The organism is Nocardia sp. CA-107356 (genome assembly GCF_050946365.1).
Classification (GTDB): domain Bacteria; phylum Actinomycetota; class Actinomycetes; order Mycobacteriales; family Mycobacteriaceae; genus Nocardia.
The window spans coordinates 2,709,371-2,727,490 of record NZ_CP191992.1 but is presented as its reverse complement, the minus strand read 5'-3'; the positions used below and the strand labels follow the sequence as shown (position 1 = coordinate 2,727,490).

Sequence of the window (18,120 nt, the reverse complement as noted above, 5' to 3'; positions counted from 1 at the left end):
ATCACTCGGGCGCCTACCGTCCGCGTTGCGGAAGGGAGATCAGATGAGGGCAGCATCGCGTAGCGATTCGATGGGAAGTGGCGGCCGGGCGACGGGTGGGCACGTCGACAACGAGGTACGCCACTACCCCTTCGGCACCCCGTTCCGCCTCGATATGGATCCACTCTTCACGCGGCTGCGCCGGGAGGAACCGATCAGCCGCGTCCGTCTGCCCTATGGCGGCGATGGCTGGCTGGTCACCCGCTACGAGGATGTGAGACTGGTACTCGCCGACCCGAGGTTCAGCCGCGCGGCAGCGGTTGACCGCGAGGATATTCCGCGCGCCACGCCCGAGCCCGCACGCCGCAGCTCGTTACTGAGCATGGATCCGCCGGAGCACACCCGACTGCGCAAACTGGTCGTCAAGGCGTTCACCGGCCACCGCGTTCAGCAGCTGCGTCCGCGCGCCCAGCAGATCGTGGACGAGCGGCTCGCCGAAATCGAGCGGTCCGGCCCACCCGCCGATCTGGTGCAACTGCTCGCGCTGCCGCTGCCGGTCACGGTGATCTGCGAAATGCTCGGCGTCCCAGCACAAGACCAGCACCGCTTCCGCGACTTCTCCGATACGGTGCTGTCCACCACCGCGCACACCCGCGACCAGATCAGCGCCGCACGGGCGGGGCTGGAGGCATATCTGACCGAATTGGTGGCGCAGCGCCGCGAGCAGCCGACCGACGATCTGCTCGGCGCATTGGTCGCCGCGCGCGACGACGAGGACCGGCTGAGCGAGGCGGAGCTGGTCAACCTGGGTATCGGCCTGCTCATCGCGGGCCACGAGACCACGGCCAACCAGATCGCCAACTTCACCTATGTGCTGCTCACCGAGCCCGGGCACTGGGAATTGCTGTGCGGCAGACCCGAACTCGTTCCGACCGCGGTGGAGGAGCTGCTGCGCTACGTCCCATTGGGTTCCGGCGGTTCATTTCCCAGAATCGCCACCCAGGAGCTCGAGCTGGGTGGCGTCACCATCCGGGCCGGGGAGTCGGTGTTCGTCAACACTCAGGCCGCCAACCGGGACGAGGCCGTCTTCGATGATCCCGAGGAACTGAACCTCACCCGAGAACGTAACCCGCACATGGCCTTCGGGCACGGCGCACACCACTGTCTCGGTGCGCAACTGGCCAGGGTAGAGCTGCAAGTGGCACTCGCTTCACTTTTGCGGCGGTTCCCGACCTTGCGCCTGGCGGTACCGATCGAGGACGTGCCATGGAAGTCGGGCCTGCTGGTGCGCGGGCCGAAGGCGCTGCCGGTGAGCTGGTAGACGTGTTGGTGTCGCGAGGGGATGCCCCGGTGCCGTGGCGAGGCTATGGCACCGGGGCGCTGACGATCGCTACTGCGCCCCATTGAGAGCGGCGGCTACTTCGCGACACGATTCCAGCAGGATGTCGCAGTAAACGTCCAGATCGGGAACGATCTCCGGATCGCATGCCACGGATACGGTGAACCTATCGCCCACGCCGACGAACGAGTGCGCCAGAGCGATATCCGGGTACACCGGCGGCAGCATGCCAGCGAAGCGAAACGGCTTGCCCAGCAATGACCATTCGGCGGTCGGCTCGCACTTGATGCTGGTCAGGATCGTGTGTCCGTGCGCGGGAGCGTCCGGGTCCGCGGGCGGTAGCGTACCGAACCTCGCCCGATATATACGGCTCGGCAGCAGGTCGACCAGCGCCAGTCGATTCAATTCCCGGCGGCTCGACGGTGAATGGCGGCGCATACGCAACGTGGTCTCGACGGCCCGCGCGCGATCGGCGAGGTCGGGCTCTCCCGCCGCCAGCGCGACCGCGTCGGCACCGACGCGATTGACACCCATCACCGCCGCGTCCGGCACCGCGATGGTCACCAATGCCGCGAGATCGTCCGGGCATGTCCCATCCCGTTTTTCGAGATAGCGCTGCATGGCACGCGATATGACGGCCAAGCCGACGGCCGTCACGGTGATCCCCGGCGCACGCACGTCCCGCAGGTCCAGGGGGATGGTGCGCACGGCGCGTCCCGAACCGATTCGCCGGTTGAGCACGGTCGGGCTGACCGGTGGCGTATTCGGCCCGCCGTCATCGCCCTCTCGGGCGATCCGACGCATCTCGCCCCGCACGCGGAAGTTGAAACCCAGCACCTGCAACGGCCAGCGCAGCACGCCGCCAACTGCGGTGCGGGCAAGGCGCGGACGTCGCGCGGCAGGCGCGAGCCCCTCGATACGCAGGGGTGCCGAAGCGAACAATGCCTCCGACAGCGATGTCATGGCCGGACCTGCCATCAGTGCGTGACCGACATGCATCAGCACCACCGTGCCCGCACCGTTCAGCGTCGCGATACCGGTAACGTTCGCAAACACATGCAGTTGCCAAGCACTGACCCGAGCATCCAGCGGTTGCGCGAGAATGCGCCCCATCTCGTCCAGACACTGCGCCCAATCCAGTTGCGCCGCAGCATGAGTGACGATGTGCGCGTCGATCGGACTGTCGTCGACCACCCAGTACGGATGCCCGAGTCCGCCCGGCACCTCGCGGATCCGGCGGCGCAGGGGTGCGAGCAGTTCGGCCCGTTCGCCGAAGTGGCCGACGATGTCCGCGGCGGTCGGCGGCGCACCGGTCTCGTTATCGAACACCCACCACATCGGCCAGTCGGTGACCCGACCCGAGCGGGCCAGATAGTAGTAGGCGGCGTCATTGGCCACCAGCTGTGATTCATGCATGATGCTGCTCTCATCGATCCGATTTGCTGCACTCTGCCATCGCGTTGAGCGGAATTGAAATCGACTGTCGGCATTGGCGATCCACAGCCGGGTCCCCAGCCATGTTTCGACTGGGGACCGGCGTTCTTCAGCTGCGGGACACCTTCGGCAGCAGGGCACGCCAACCACCGGTGCCTCCCGAGGCGGGAGTACTCACGGCGGACAGTGCCGCGAATTCGTCATCGGTAAGTGTGATGGTGGCGGCGGCGGTGTTCTCCTCCAGATGCGCCACGCTCGAGGTGCCCGGAATGGGCAGGGTGACCGGCGAGCGACGCAGCAGCCAGGCCAGCGCCAGCTGGGACGGGGTGGCGTCGGTGCGCGCGAGGCTGTCCAGCGGACCACCGGGGCGGGCGAGATCGCCGGTGGCCATGGGGAACCAGGGGATGAAGGCGATATTGTTCGCCTCGGCGTAGTCGAGCACGTCCTCCGCGCTCCGGTTGACCAGGTTGTACTGGTTCTGCACCGAGACGATGTCGGCGACCTTGCGCGCCTTCGCGAGCTGGGCGACGCTCACCTCGGACAGGCCGATGTGGCGGATCTTGCCCTCCTGCTGCAGCGACACCAGCTCACCGAGTTGGTCGGCGAGCGGCACCTTCGGGTCGATCCGGTGCAGCTGGTACAGATCGATGCGGTCGAGGCCGAGATGGCGCAGGCTCAGTTCGAGCTGTTGGCGCAGATACTCCGGACGCCCGAGCGGGCGCCAGTCGCCGGGACCGGGCCGGGTCAGCCCGGCTTTGGTCGCGATCACCAGGTCGTCGGGATACGGATGCAGTGCCCGGCGGATGAGCGTTTCGCTGACGAACGGACCGTAGGAATCGGCGGTGTCGATAAAGGTGATACCCAGCTCGACGGCGCGACGAAGGACGCGCACGGCCTCATCCGGATCCTTCGGGTCGCCCCAGACGCCGGGACCGGTGATCTGCATCGCCCCGTAGCCGAGGCGCTTGACCGGAAGGTCACCGCCGAGGGCGAAGGTGCCCGATGTGTCGGCGGAACGGGACTGGGCTTCGGAGGTCATGCTTTCCTTTCGGACAGATGGACATCGCTCGGGGCGGGAAAGAAACCCGAGTCGATGAAGGAGCCGACATAGGCGTCCAGCGCGGCCGCATCGATCGGCGGGCAGTGGATCTGCTGTTTGGCGAGTTCGGTACGGGTGTGGATGTCGTCGACCGGGGCCGAAACCCCGCCGTAGTTACCGCTGACCAGTGCGGCGCGCACGAGCGAGTCATCGCCCGCCGCATCACGCGCCGCGGCTTGTTCGGCCAGCTCGATCGCGATCTCCTCGATCGAGGCGATCGCGATCGGCACCCCGTGCCTGCGCAGGGCGTGGAAAATATCGCTGATCACCACCGGCCGCGAGTTCACCATGTGATACGCCGCGCCGATCGCGGGTCGGTCGGCCAGCGCCACAATGGCCGCGGCCACGTAATTCACCGGTACCAGCGGCATCGCGGCGTCGGCGGTGTCCGGGGCGAGCCCGAGGATGGCGGCCGCCCGGATCATATTCCAGAACGAGTCGTCGACGCTGTTCACACCCACCCGCGGATCACCGCACACGATGCCGGGACGGTAGATGCTCACCGGCACACCGCGTGCGCCCGCCTGCCGGACCAATTGCTCGGCAACCCATTTGCTGGCCACGTATCCGTTCTCGGACACCTCGTCGACGCTCAACTCCGCATTCTCCCGGCCGATGAAATCCGGTGCGGTGACGGCCGGAATCACGGTATTGACCGTGGAGACGAAATGCACGGGCTTGATCCGGGTGGTGGTCGCCAAGCTCAGCACCTCGCGGGTGCCCGAGACGTTCGCCGCGCGCAGCCGCGCGTAGGGCTCGAGGTGATTGACGCGGGCTCCGTTGTGGTAGATCACCTCGATCCGATCGGCCAACCGGGTATAACCGGACTGGTCGAGCCCGAAACGGGGCGCGGCCAGATCGCCTGCGACAGCGATGATTCGGGGCTGGTAGGCGTCGTCCCAGATCCGGTACTTCTCCATGGCGTCCCGAATCCGCTTGTATGCCCGCTCGTCATCGTCGCTACGCACCAGACACCAGATGCGTGCGGACGTGCTGGCCAGCAATTCCCGCAGCAGGTACGCGCCGACGAATCCGGTCGCACCGGTGAGCAGCACATCCTGAGGGGCCGCTGGGCGAACGGGTGCCACACCCGCGGCATCGATCTCCGGTCCGAGCACGGCGTCGGTGGCGATCGTCGCGCCGTCATCGGCCGCGGCCACCGTCGCGGGTTCGTCCGGATTGTCGATACGAGCGGCCAGGCCGCGCACTGTCGGCGCGGTGAACAATGCCGCCATCGGCACGTCGATGCCGAGCCGGGCGGCCAGCGCGCGCTGCAGGGTGAAGGCCAGCAGCGATGTGCCGCCGAGTTCGAAGAAATCGTCCTCGGCGCCGACCCGGGCGACGGTGAGCACCTCGGCGTATGCCGCGGCGATGGCTTCCTCGGTGGTGGTCGCCGGTGCGACATAATCGCGGGCTCGGAAAACCGGCCGCGGCAGCGCGGCACGATTCAGCTTCCCGCTGCCGTTCATCGGGAGGGATTCGAGCACCATGACCGCCGAGGGCACCATATAGGACGGCAGCACCTGCGCCAGCGCATCGCGCAGGGCGTCGGCCGCGAGGTCGGTCGCCGGTACCACGTAGGCGACCAACTGATCTCCGATATCCGAGGCTGCCAGCACGACCACGGCCTGGGCGACAGACGGTTCGGCCAGCAACGCGGCCTCGATCTCACCCAGTTCGATCCGGTGTCCGCGAATCTTCGCCTGGAAGTCGGTGCGCCCCAGGTACTCGAGCACGCCGTCGGCGCGGCGACGCACCAGATCACCGGTCCGGTACATCCGGGCACCCGGCGGCCCGTACGGGTCGGCGATGAACCGATCCGAGGTCAAGTCCGCGCGCCGCAGGTAGCCGCGCGCCAATTGGGTTCCCGCCAAATACAATTCGCCGACCACACCGGCAGGCGCGAGACGCAGCCGGGAATCGAGGACGTAGGTGCGGGTATTCCACAGCGCGACACCGATCGGCACCGTCGACCGGTCGCTGGTGGACGCGGGCCGATATGTCACCGACACCGCCGCTTCGGTGGGGCCGTACAGGTTGTGCAGTCCGGCGTTCGACAGCGCGGCGAAATCGGCGACAGTGCCCGGCGGCAGCGCCTCACCGATGACGAAGACCTCGCGCAGCGACGCCAACTGCTCGGCCCGGGCCGCGGCCAGGAATACCTGCAGCACCGACGGAACGAAGTCGGTGAGCGTCACCCGGTGCATGCTGATCAGGTCGGCGATGTAGCCCGGATCGCGTTGGCCGTCCGGCGCGGCGAGCACCAGTTGCGCGCCCGCCCACAGCGGTACGAAGAAGCCCCACAGCGATACATCGAATGTGGTCGCGGTCTTCTGCAGGTAGACATCGTCGGGCCGGAACGAGTACTGCGCCGCCATCCACTCGATCTGGTTGGTGATCGCGCCGTGGGATACCAGCACACCCTTGGGCCTACCGGTCGACCCGGAGGTGAACAGCACGTACGCCGGGTGGTCCAGACGCAGCGGCGCACGCAGCTCACCGGCGGCGATCGGATCGGCCGAGTATGCCGACAGGTCGATGGCATCGACATCGATGACCCGCGGCCCGGAAGCCGGCACCGGATTGCCACTCGTGGTCAATACGCAGACGGGTTCGGCCGTCCGCAGCACATAGGCGATCCGGTCGGCCGGATGGTCACGGTCCAGCGGCAGATACGCACCGCCCGCGCTCAGCACCGCGTACATCGCGACCACCAACTCCGGTGAACGCGGCATTGCCAGCGCCACAATGGATTCCGGGCCGATCCCCTGCCCGATCAGATATCGGGCCAGGCGGTTGACGCGCTCATCGAATTCCCGATAGGTCCAGGCCGTCGCGTCGTGCACGATGGCAACCGCCTCCGGTGCCGCGGCGACGGCACGGCGGTAGCCGCTCAACAGGAAATCGCCCGACACCGGGTGCGCCGTGGCGACCGCATCCGACAGCAGCTGTGCGCGTTCGGCCGTATCGAGCACATCGATGTCACCGAGGACGGCGCCGGGATCGGCGGCGATCGCCGAGAGCAGGCGGGTGAATCGGTCCACGAAACCCTGCACGGTGGGCTGATCGAACATGTCGTTGGCGTAGGTGACCACACCGCCGATTCCGGTCGGTGTGCCCGCGGCATCGTAGGTGTCGCCGATCATCCAGTGCAGATCGAACTGGGATATCTCGATGCCGATATCCAGGGTCTTGATCGCAAGTCCCGGCAGCTCCAGTGCCACGAGTTCCATATTCTGGAACGACAGCGCCACCTGGAACAGCGGGTGCCGGGTGGTCGAGCGCACCGGATTCAGCACGTTGACCAGCCGTTCGAACGGCACGTCCGCATTCGCGAACGCCTGGATATCGGTTTCGCGCTGACGTGCGAGCAGTTCGGTGAAGCTCGTGCCCGCGTCGTATCGGGTGCGGAACACCACGGTGTTGATGAACATGCCGATCAGGTCGTCCAACACCGCGTCGCCGCGCCCGGCGATCGGCGTACCGATCGCGATATCGTCCGTCGCCGACAATCGCGCCAGCAGTACCGCGAGTGCCGTGTGCACGACCATGAACAATGTCGCACCCTCGGCTCGCGCCAATTCCGCCAGCGCCGTATGGGTTTCGGCATCGATGCGCACCGACACCTGGCCACCGGCGTAGGACCGCGCCAGCGGACGCGGACGATCCGAGGGCAGGTCGAGCTGATCCGGCAGGCCCGCCAACTCCTGGCGCCAGTAGGCGATCTGCTGGGCCGCAGACGATTCCGGATCATCCTCGGCACCGAGCACATCGCGCTGCCAGATGCTGAAGTCGGCATACTGCACCGCCAGCGGCGCCCACGCCGGGGCCGCTGCGGCACTGCGCGCCACATACGCGGTCATCAGATCCCGGACCAGCGGGCCGAGTGACGAGCCGTCGGCGGCGATGTGGTGTACCACCATGGCCAGCACATACTCGCGTCCAGCGCCGGAGTGATCCGAGTTCGCGGCCGCGCCGAGGTCGAACAGGCCGACTCGGACAGGTACCTCGGTGGTGAGATCGAAGATCGTCCTCGCCAAACCGGCGACCGCGTCCGCCACCTCGGCGGGGTCGATGGTCTGGATCCGCACCTGCGGAATCGCCTGCGTCGCGGGCAGGATCACCTGCACCGGAACCTGGTTGGCGTCATCCGAGCCCGCCTCGGTGTATGGGTACACCGTGCGCAGGATCTCGTGGCGGGTGACCAAATCGCCGACCGCCGCCTCGAGCGCCGCGATATCGAGAGCGCCGCTCAAACGCACCGCCAGCGGCACGTTGTAGGCCACCGATGCCGTGTCGAGGCGGTTGAGGAACCACATCCCCTGCTGCGCCAGCGACAACGGGATCCGCTCCGGCCGCGGACCGGCGGTCGGTGCCGGACGGCCGCCACCGGCCGTATTCTCGCGCAGTCGGGCCGCGAGGGCGGCCACCGTCGAGGCCTCGAACAGCAGCCGCACCGGAACCCGGGTATCGGCCGCGGCTCCGAGTCGTGCCACGAACCGGGTGGCGGTCAGCGAGTTGCCGCCCAGCTCGAAGAAGTCGTCATCGGCGCCGACCGGCATTGCGGGATGGAGCAATTCGGTGAATACGCCCGCGACCAATTCCTCGAGCGGCCCGGACGGCGCGCGGTATTCCCGCGCCCGCAGCACCGGCGCTGGCAATGCGGCGCGGTCGAGTTTGCCGACCGGGGTCAGCGGGATCTCGTCGAGCACCATGACGGTAGTGGGCACCATATGCGCAGGCAGACTGCTCGCGGCGAATGCGGTGAGCTCGTCGGCATCGGCGACCGCACCACTGGCGGCATGGACATAGGAAACGAGAATGGTTGCACCACTGGCGATTTCGTGACCGACGGTCACCGCGAAATCGACGGTTTCGTGAGCCGCGAGTACCGCATCGATCTCGCCGAGTTCGATGCGGAAACCGCGGACCTTGACCTGGAAGTCATTGCGGCCCAGATACTCCAGCGCACCGTCGACCGTCCGCCGGACCAGATCGCCGGTCCGGTACAGCCTGGCTCCGCCGAACGGGTTCGCCACGAACCGGGCGGCGGTCAGCGCGGGACGCTGATGATATCCGCGGGCCAGCTGCGCCCCGGTGATGTAGAGCTCGCCCACAGCGCGGTCCGGCACCGGAGACAGGCGCTCATCCAACACGTACTCGGTGATGCCGCGAATCGGCCCGCCGATGGTCACGGTCTCCCCCGGCACCAGCGGCGCGCTGATATTGGTCATGATCGTGGTCTCGGTCGGCCCGTACCCGTTGTAGAACTCGCGGGTGCGCCGTCCGGCGATCGGAATTGTCCAGCGCCGCACCAGATCCGGCGGACATGCCTCGCCACCGGCGATCACCACGCGCAGCTTGTCCAGGCCGGTCGGCTCGACGGACGCCAGCGCGGCAGGGGTGATGAACGCATGTGTCACCCGCTCCCGGCGCAGCAGTGCGGCCAGTTCCTCACCGCCGTAGACGCTCGGCGATACCACCACCATGGTCGCGGCGCCGCCGACGGCCAGCAGCAGCTCCAGCACCGACGCGTCGAACGATGGCGACGCGAAATGCAGTGTGCGCGAACTGCTCGTCACCCGGTAGCGCTCACGCTGTTCATCGCAGAAGCTCGACAGTCCGGCCTGCGTGACGACCACGCCCTTGGGCTTGCCGGTCGATCCGGAGGTGTAGATGACATAGGCCGGGTGCTCGGCGCGCAACGGTCGCGCTCGATCGGCATCGGTAACCGGTTCGGCGGAATAGTCGTCGAGGCGCGCATCGATATCGTCGGTATCGATGGCGAGCCACGCCACCTCGTCGGGCAGCTCGGCGCCGACCTCGACGACCGTAAGTCCCAGCACCGCACGCGAATCCGTGATCATGTGCCGGACCCGCTCGGCCGGATAGTTGGGATCCACCGGCACGAATCCGGCACCGGTCTTGGCGACCGCCCAGATCGCGAGCACCGACTCCGGTGACCGCGGAATGCCGACCGCGACCAGATCCTGCGGACCGATGCCGCGTTCGATCAGCAGCCTGGCCAGCCGGGTCGACCGGTCGTCGAGGTCGACGTACTCCCATTCGGCCAGTCGCTGCGCGGCGTCGGCGAAGATCACTGCGACACCGTCCGGGTTGTTCTCCACGGCTGCGGCCAGCAGTTCCGGCAGCATCGCGACCGGGGGCTGCTCGACCGAGCTCACCCCGGTGGGCCGGACCGGTGCGGCCAGTGCCCGTTCGCGTTCGCTGTCGTCGAGGATGTCGATATCACCGATGATCGCGCGTGGCTCCGCGGCGACCGCGGCGAGGATCCGCTCGAACCGCCGACCGAGGCTTTGGATGGTCGCTTCTTCGAAAAGGTCTGTCGCATAGTTGAATACGATGACCAGCTCATCGGGCGTCGCGTCGTCGCGGTGCCGTGGCTCGACGATCACCTGCAGGTCGAATTTCGCCACGACCTCGCCGGTATCCACGGCCGAGACCGTCAGACCGGGCAATTCGAGTGCCGGTTGCTCGATGTTCTGGAACGACAGCATCACCTGGAACAGCGGACTACCCGCGACGGCCCGGGCGGGCAGCACCTCCTCGACGACCCGTTCGAACGGGATCTCGGCATTGGCGAAGGCGGAAAGGTCGGTCTCGCGGACCAGCTCGACGAGTGCCGCGAACGGGGCGCCGCGATCGACATCGGTGCGCAGGGTCAGCGTATTGACGAACATGCCGACCAGATCGTCCAGGGCGGCCATACCACGACCCGCGATCGGCGTACCGATCGCGATATCCGAGCCGCCGGACAGTCGAGCGAGCAGCGCGGCCAATGCGGCATGGACGACCATGAACAGCGACGAATTGTGCTGGTGTGCAAGGTCGGCCAGACCCGCGTGCACCTGCATCGGCACGGTGATACCGGTCGACGCACCGCGCATCGACGCCTGCACCGGACGCGGGCGGTCCAGCGGCAGTCGCGCCGTCTCGGACACCCCGGCCAGCTGCCGCCGCCAATACGCCAGTTGTTGTGCGGCAATCGAGTTCTCATCGTCATCGGTGCCGATGACCGCGCGCTGCCAGAGCGCGAAATCGGCGTACTGCACCGGCAGCGACGCCCAACCGGGCGCGCTCGCGTCGGTGCGTGCCAGATAGGCGGTGGCCAGATCCCGCGCCAGGGGTGCCAGCGAAACGCCGTCCGCCGAAATGTGATGTACGACGAGGACGAGCAGATGCTCGTCCCCGGTCGGGTCGGAGAACAACCGGATCCGCACGGGCGGATGTTCGGTGACATCGAATCCGGCGGACAGCAGCGCGGCGACCCGATCGTGGTCGGCAGCGGCCGTCTCGACCTCCAGCCCGTTCGGCAGCGTTTCGGTGACCGACAGGATCTCCTGGCGCGGCACACCGTCCGGGCCGTCGACCGGGAACCGCGTGCGCAGCGCTTCGTGCCGCTCGAGCACATCCGTGACGGCCTGCACCAGTGCGGGCACGTCCAGGGCACCGCTCAGCCGGATCACGAATGGCAGGTTGTAGGAAGGAGATTCGGTGTCGACCTGGTTGAGCACCCACATGCGGTACTGCGCGAGCGACAGCGGCACCACCTCCGGTCGCGCGGTCGCGATCAGCGCGGGACGATCCGGCCCGGCACCGGAGCCCGGCGCGATGGCTGCCGCCAGTGCGGCGACCACCGGGGCGTCGAACAGCGCCCGCACCGGCACCCGCGCGTCCAGCAGCGCACTCAGCCGAGCCACCACCTGGGTGGCGACCAGCGAGTTGCCACCGAGGGCGAAGAAGTCGTCATCGGCACCCACCCGGTCCACGCCGAGCACGTCGGCGAACACCCCGGCCACGGCCTCCTCGATCGGGGTGGACGGGGCACGGAAGTCCCTACCGGTGAAGGTCGGTCGCGGCAACGCCCTGCGGTCCAGCTTGCCGCTGGTATTGAGCGGAAATTCGGCCAACTCCACGACCGTGGCCGGCACCATATACGCGGGCAGCGTTTCTGCCAGCGCCGAGAGCAGTTGCGCCGAATCCATCGACGCCCCCGGCGCGGGCACCGCGTAGGCCACCAGCTGATCGCCGGGCTCTGACGGCACCACCAGAACGGCGGACTGACTAACCGAAGGCTGCGCGAGTAGCGCCGATTCGATTTCGCCGAGTTCGATGCGCAGACCACGGAATTTGACCTGGAAGTCGGTGCGGCCGCGGTACTCGAGCACACCGCGTTCCTGGCCGTCGAGCGTACGCCACACCACCAGGTCACCGGTCCGGTACATCTGCTCGCCGGGGCCGAACGGGTTGGCCACGAACCGCTCCGCGGTCAGGTCGGGGCGCGCCACGTAGCCGCGGGCCAGTTGGTCACCGGCCAGATAGAGTTCGCCGACGACACCGGCTGGCACCGGCCGCAATCGCGAATCCAACACGTAGACACGGGTGTTCCACGCTGGCGATCCGACGGGCACACTGGTCCGCTCGTCGCCGGAGGTCGGCCAGTGCGTGACCGAGACCGCGGCCTCGGTCGGACCGTACAGGTTATGGACGGCGGCATCGGAGATCGCCCGCAGCGCGAGTACGGTCTCCGGCGGCAGCGCTTCCCCCGCCACGAACAGGTTCCGTAGCGTCGGGACCGCGCCCGCATTCGTGTGCGCGGCGAACACCACGAGCATCGACGGGACGAAGTCGGTGACGGTAACTCCGTGTGCCGCAATGGTTTCCGCGAGATAGACGGGGTCGCGGTGGCCATCGTGGGTGGCTACCACGAGCTTCGCACCCACCCGCAGCGGCATGTAGTAGCCCCACAGTGATACGTCGAAGGTAGCGGCGGTCTTCTCGAAGTAGACGTCATCGGTACCCAACGGGTACTCGGCGAGCATCCAGGTGATCTGGTTGTGAATCGCGCTGTGCGACACCGCGACACCCTTCGGGCGTCCGGTGGAGCCCGAGGTGAAGATCACGTACGCCGGGTTGTCCGGACGCACCGGTCGCAGCAGTTCCTCGGCGCGCACGGGGGCGCCGTCGAAGCCGTCCAGTTCCTCGGTGTCGAGCTTCAGCACCGCGAGCCCGTCCGGTACCGGCACGGCGTCCGCGGTCGTGGTGATCAAGCACGTCAGGTCGGCGCTGTTGAGGATGTGCCCGATGCGCTCGTCCGGATGATCCGGATCCAGCGGGACGTACGCACCACCGGCGGTACCGATCGCATAGATACCGACGACCGATTCCAGAGACCGCCGGACCGCGAGGCCGACCAGTGATTCCGCACCGACTCCACGCGAGATCAGCAGGCGCGCAAGGCGATTGACTCGCGCATCGAACTCCCGGTACGTCAACTCGCGGCCCTCGTGGACCACCGCGACCCGATCGGGATGCGCCTGGACCGCACGGCGGTAGCCGTCCAAGAGCAGCTCCGGTTCGACCCGATGCCGGGTGTCGTTCCAGTCCAACAGGATTCGATCCCGTTCGGCGCCGGTCAGCATGATGTCGATATCGCCGATCCGTGCGGCGGGATCGCCGAGCAGCGCCTCCAGCACCCGGATCAGTCGTGCGGCAAGGGATTCCACCTCATCGGCGGTGAACCGGTCGCCCCGGAACTTGTAGGTCAGTTCGATCGTCGATGCCGCGGTCACCAACAGCGTCAGCGGGTAGTGCGAGCCGTCGTCGAGGCCGACACCGGTCACCGACATACCGTCGATGGCACTGACCGCGGTGATCGCCTCCCGGTCGATCGGATACGACTCGAATACCAGCAGGGTGTCGAATTGCGCTCCGGCACCGGCGATCCGCTGGATATCGGCGAGACCGAGATGGTGGTGGTCGAGCAGGGCGGCCTGCTCGCGTTGCAGGGCCTGCAAGAACTCGCCGACCGCCAGGCCGCCGTCGACCCGCACGCGCACCGGCAGCGTATTGATGAACAAGCCCACCATCGACTCCACGCCGGGCAGCTCGGCCGGCCGGCCGGACACCGTGGTGCCGAAGACCACATCGTCGCGACCGGTGAGCCGTCCGAGCAGGATGCCGAGCGCCGCCTGCATCACGGTATTCACGGTGACGCCGAGTTCGGCGGCGTGTTCGGCGATGCGGCGGGTGCGGTCGGCGTCGATCTCGGTGACCACCTTGCCGATCTCATGACGTTCGGCCGTTCGCGGTTGCCGCGCGAGCTGGGTCGGCTCGTCCACACCGGACAGCGCCCGTGCCCACGCCCGCAGCGATTCCTCCCGATCCCGGCCGGCCAGCCAGCTCAGGAAGGTGCGGTAGGACGCCACCCGCGGCAGCGCGGACTGGTCGCCGCGAACCGCGTACAGCACCAGGACATCTCGCATCAGCAGCGGCATCGACCAGCCGTCGAGCAGGATGTGGTGGGTGGTGATCACCAGATGCCACTGCTGCTGCTCGGTGCGGTACAGGGTGAACCGCATCAGCGGCGCGACCGACATATCGAAGCGGGTTTCGCGCTCCAGCACCGCCAGCCGCCGCAACTCTGTCAACCGCTCGGACTCGGGCAGATGCATCAGATCCACCGCACGCCATGGCACCTCGACCCGGTCCAGGACCACCTGCACGGTATGGCCGTCGGCACCGGTGACGAATGCGGTCCGCAGATTCGGGTAGCGCTCCACAATGGCCTGCGCCGCAGTCCGCAGTCGCTCGGCGTCCACGGCACCGCCCAGGTCGACGATTGCCTGCGTGGTGTAGACGTCGACGCTCGACTCGGCCAGCAACGCGTGGAACAACAGCCCGGACTGCAGCGGCGAGAGCGGCCACACATCCGACAGCGCCGGGTAATCCCGTTCCCACACTTCGATATCCGATTGGCCGACCGCGACCAGCGGCAGATCCGACGGCGTACGGCCACCGGCATCCGGGTGCCGCACGTGTTCGGCCAGTGCATGCAGTGCGGCGACCCACAGATCGGCGAACTCCTGCACCCGCTCACGCGACAACAGCCCGCGCGGGAAGGCGAACGACGCGCCGAGCTGCGGACCGTCCGCGCCGTCGGTGACGATGGCGTTGATATCGATTACGCCGTTCGCGGGCATATCCGGATCCATCTCGGCATCCAGCTGCCCCAGATCCGCGACCGGCACCCAGCCCAAAGCCGCGAGTTCCGCGGGGATCTCCCCCGTCGATACTCGACCCAAATAGTTGAAGCTGATCTGACCGGCATCGCCGAGTTGGCCAGCGGTCTCCGGATTCAGGTAGCGCAGCAGGCCGTAGCCGATCCCCTTGTCGGGGACCGCGAGCAGCTGCTCCTTCACCGATTTCACGATGTCGCCCAGGGCTTTTCCGCCCGCGAACGCTTCGTCGATATCGGCGCCCGCGAGCGCGAGCCGGACCGGGTAGGCACTGGTGAACCAGCCGACCGTCCTGGAAAGATCCGCCCCGGGGACGACATCCTCTTCGCGGCCATGGCCTTCCAGCTTGATCAGCGCGGTGCCGCCGGCGGTTTCGCCACGCCACCTGCTCACTGCCAGCGCCAACGCCGAGAGCAGGCCGTCGTTGACCCCACCGCGATACCGGCCCGGGATGGCGGTCAGCAGTGCATCGGTCACCGCCGCGGGCAGCGTCACCTGAACCCGGTCCACGGTGGCGAAGGTGTCCACGGCCGGATCGAATGCGCGCGCACCGAGCAACGGTTGTGTGGTAGCCGAAACATGTTGCCAGAAAGGAAGTTCCGCGATCCGCGCCGGATCCTTCGCTGCGTCGAGGAGGGCATGCGCCCACCGCCGCATCGAGGTTCCGTTGGCGGGCAGCGTGACCGGCTGTCCCGCCACCGATTGCGACCAGGCCATCGCCAGATCCGGAATCAGAATCCGCCAGGACACACCGTCGACCACGATATGGTGCGCGACGACCAACAGCACATCACGACGGCGACCCGTCGACTCCGGGAAAGCGAACCAAACACACTGCACCATCACCGCATTCGCAGGATCGAGTCGGCCGAGGGCCCCGTCGTACTCGACACTCGCCCGCCGTGACAACTCGGCATCGTCGATATCGGCGGGCAGTTCGACCCGATGCACCAGAGCGTCGACGTCCACCGCGCCGCGCTCCAACGCCTCGAATATCGGCGAGGTGTCCGATGCGGCCGCGCGCAGCCGCGCGCGCAACATGTCGTGGTGATCGAACACCGCACCGAGGGTCGCGACCAGGGTCCCCCGATCGATGTCCTCGGGCAGCCGCAGCGCAATCGACTGCGAGAACCGCTGATACGACGCGCCACTCGGCAGCATCGCGGCCATGATCGGCGTCAACGGCAGCTCACCCACCCCACCACCGGGCAGTTCCGCCAACCGCTGCCGCTGCGATTCATCGGCGAAGGTGGCGATCTCGGCCAGTGCCGCCACCGTGCGATGCTCGAACACATCCGCGGCGGTGAATACGACACCGCGCGCTTTGGCACGCGAGACCAGTTGGATGGACAGGATCGAATCGCCACCCAATGCGAAGAACGAGTCGTCGCGACCGACGCGCCCGACACCGAGCAGCTCGCCGAACACGTCGGCGATGGTCTCCTCGACCGGCGTCTGCACTGCTCGGAACGCGCGGGGGGTGAAGACCGGCTCGGGCAGCGCCGCGCGGTCGAGCTTGCCGACCGGAGTCAGCGGGATCTCGTCCAGCACCACCACAGCGGTCGGGATCATGTACGCGGGCAACGACTCTGCGAGGAACTCGGTGAGCGCGTCGGTGTCCACGTCGCCCCCTGCCCTCGGCAGCACGTAGGACACCAGCGCGGTCGCCCCCGAGGGCAGCGTCTTACCCAAGGTCGCTGCGAAGTCGATGTCCGGGTGGCCGGTCAGTGCGTTGTCGATCTCGCCGAGTTCGATACGGAAGCCACGAATCTTCACCTGGAAGTCCGAGCGCCCCAGGTACTCGATGACGCCGCCGTCGACGGCACCGGATTCGGTACGCCGCACCAAGTCTCCGGTCCGGTACAGCCGCGCGCCCGGATTGCCGATATCGGCGCCGAACGGGCTCGCCACGAACCGCTCCGCGGTCAGCCCCGGCCGTCCGAGGTAGCCCTGTGCCAGTGCGGGACCCGACAGATACAGCTCGCCGACCACCCCGGCGGGCACCGGGCGCAAGCGCGAATCCAGTACGAACGCACCGACTCCCGCAATGGCCGTGCCGATCGTGATGGGTTCGCCGGGCACCAGCGGCGGGGTGCTGGTAGCGAGAATCGTTGCCTCGGTCGGCCCGTAGCCGTTGTAGAACTCGCGCTCGCCCGCCCAGCGGCCGACCAGCTCCGTTCCGAACTTGTCACCCGCCACCACGACGACCCGAAGGTCGTCCAGCCCTACCGGATCGACCGATTCCAAGGCGGCCGGGGTGATGAGCATGTGCGTGACGCGTTCACGCCGCAGCAGGTCCGACAGTTCGACACCACCGAACACCGAAGGCGGCGCGATCACCACTGTCGCGCCGGACGAAAAGGCCAGCAACAGCTCGAGTACCGAAACGTCGAAGTTCGGCGAGCAGACATGCAGGACCCGCGACTCCCCGGTCACCCCGTAATGCTCGCGCTGCGCGGCCACCAACGCAGCCAAGCCGGTGTGCGAGACAACGACACCCTTGGGCCGTCCGGTCGAGCCCGAGGTATAGATGACGTAGGCAGGGTGCCGCTCATCCAGCCGACGCACCCGGTCGGTGTAGGAGATCGGATGTGCCGGGCGCTCGGCAATTCGCCCGGCGTCCGCCGGATCGTCGAGTTCGACCCAGTCCACACTCGTTCCGAGCACCTGCCGGTGTGCCGTGGTGGTCAACCCGAGAACGGCACCGGAATCGGAGAGGATGTGCGCGATCCGTTCGGGCGGATATGCGGGATCCACCGGCACGTAAGCGGCACCGGTCTTCGCGACGGCCCATACGGCCAGCACCGAGTCGAGACTGCGCGCGATCCCGATCGCCACCACATCGCCTGCGCCCACCCGGTGTGCGATGAGTTCGCGTGCCAACCGCGAGGACAACTCGTCGAGCTCGCGATAGGTCAGCTGCCGCTCATCGGACGGATCGCCCGACGGATTGAACCGGATGGCGACGACGTCGGCCGCGGATTCCACGGCGGACGCGAGCAAATTCCCGAAGAGTAGACCGACCCTGCGACGACTACCCCGTGCGGAACGACGATCCCTTGCCATTTCCGGTACTACACCTCTCACCCTGCCGAACCTGCACGCATAGATACCCCGAACCCCGGAGATTGGAACGCGATGCATGAACGGATGGTTATGCTGCCACGAGTCGAATGCTCGATCATACATTCAGCAAATTCCGCGCATACTCCCGAGATTGGAAGTATGGC

Annotated in this window: 4 protein-coding genes; 1 reads left to right on the top strand and 3 read right to left on the bottom strand. The window is 67.5% G+C overall.

The genetic code is table 11. The annotated features are described in order from the left end of the window. The first annotated feature begins 43 nt into the window (after positions 1-43). Positions 44-1,300 (top strand): cytochrome P450, encoded by a 1,257-nt coding sequence (locus ACQP1G_RS12365; protein WP_433202486.1) that lies wholly within the window; start codon positions 44-46, stop codon positions 1,298-1,300. 69 nt (positions 1,301-1,369) lie between these two features. Here the strand turns inward: ACQP1G_RS12365 and ACQP1G_RS12360 are convergent, their stop codons facing one another. From ACQP1G_RS12360 to ACQP1G_RS12350, 3 genes are all read right to left on the bottom strand, one after another. Continuing rightward, positions 1,370-2,734 carry a wax ester/triacylglycerol synthase domain-containing protein gene (locus tag ACQP1G_RS12360; protein WP_433202483.1) on the bottom strand — a complete coding sequence of 455 codons (1,365 nt, stop codon included), beginning with the start codon at positions 2,732-2,734 and terminating at the stop codon, positions 1,370-1,372. Between the two features lie 127 nt (positions 2,735-2,861). Continuing rightward, the gene (locus ACQP1G_RS12355; protein WP_433202480.1) at positions 2,862-3,791 is read right to left on the bottom strand and encodes an aldo/keto reductase; all 930 of its coding nucleotides are present in this window, start codon (positions 3,789-3,791) and stop codon (positions 2,862-2,864) included. Continuing rightward, a complete protein-coding gene (locus tag ACQP1G_RS12350; protein WP_433202477.1) occupies positions 3,788-17,893 on the bottom strand; it encodes an amino acid adenylation domain-containing protein in 14,106 nt (4,701 codons plus the stop codon). Before ACQP1G_RS12350 ends, ACQP1G_RS12355 begins: the two co-directional genes overlap by 4 nt. Between the last annotated feature and the right edge of the window lie 227 nt (positions 17,894-18,120).

Excerpts from the sequence above, each read along its gene's own strand:
- ACQP1G_RS12365 (WP_433202486.1), top strand. The coding sequence starts at position 44 with ATGAGGGCAGCATCGCGTAGCGATTCGATGGGAAGTGGCGGCCGGGCG.
- ACQP1G_RS12355 (WP_433202480.1), bottom strand. The coding sequence starts at position 3,791 with ATGACCTCCGAAGCCCAGTCCCGTTCCGCCGACACATCGGGCACCTTC.
- ACQP1G_RS12360 (WP_433202483.1), bottom strand. The coding sequence starts at position 2,734 with ATGCATGAATCACAGCTGGTGGCCAATGACGCCGCCTACTACTATCTG.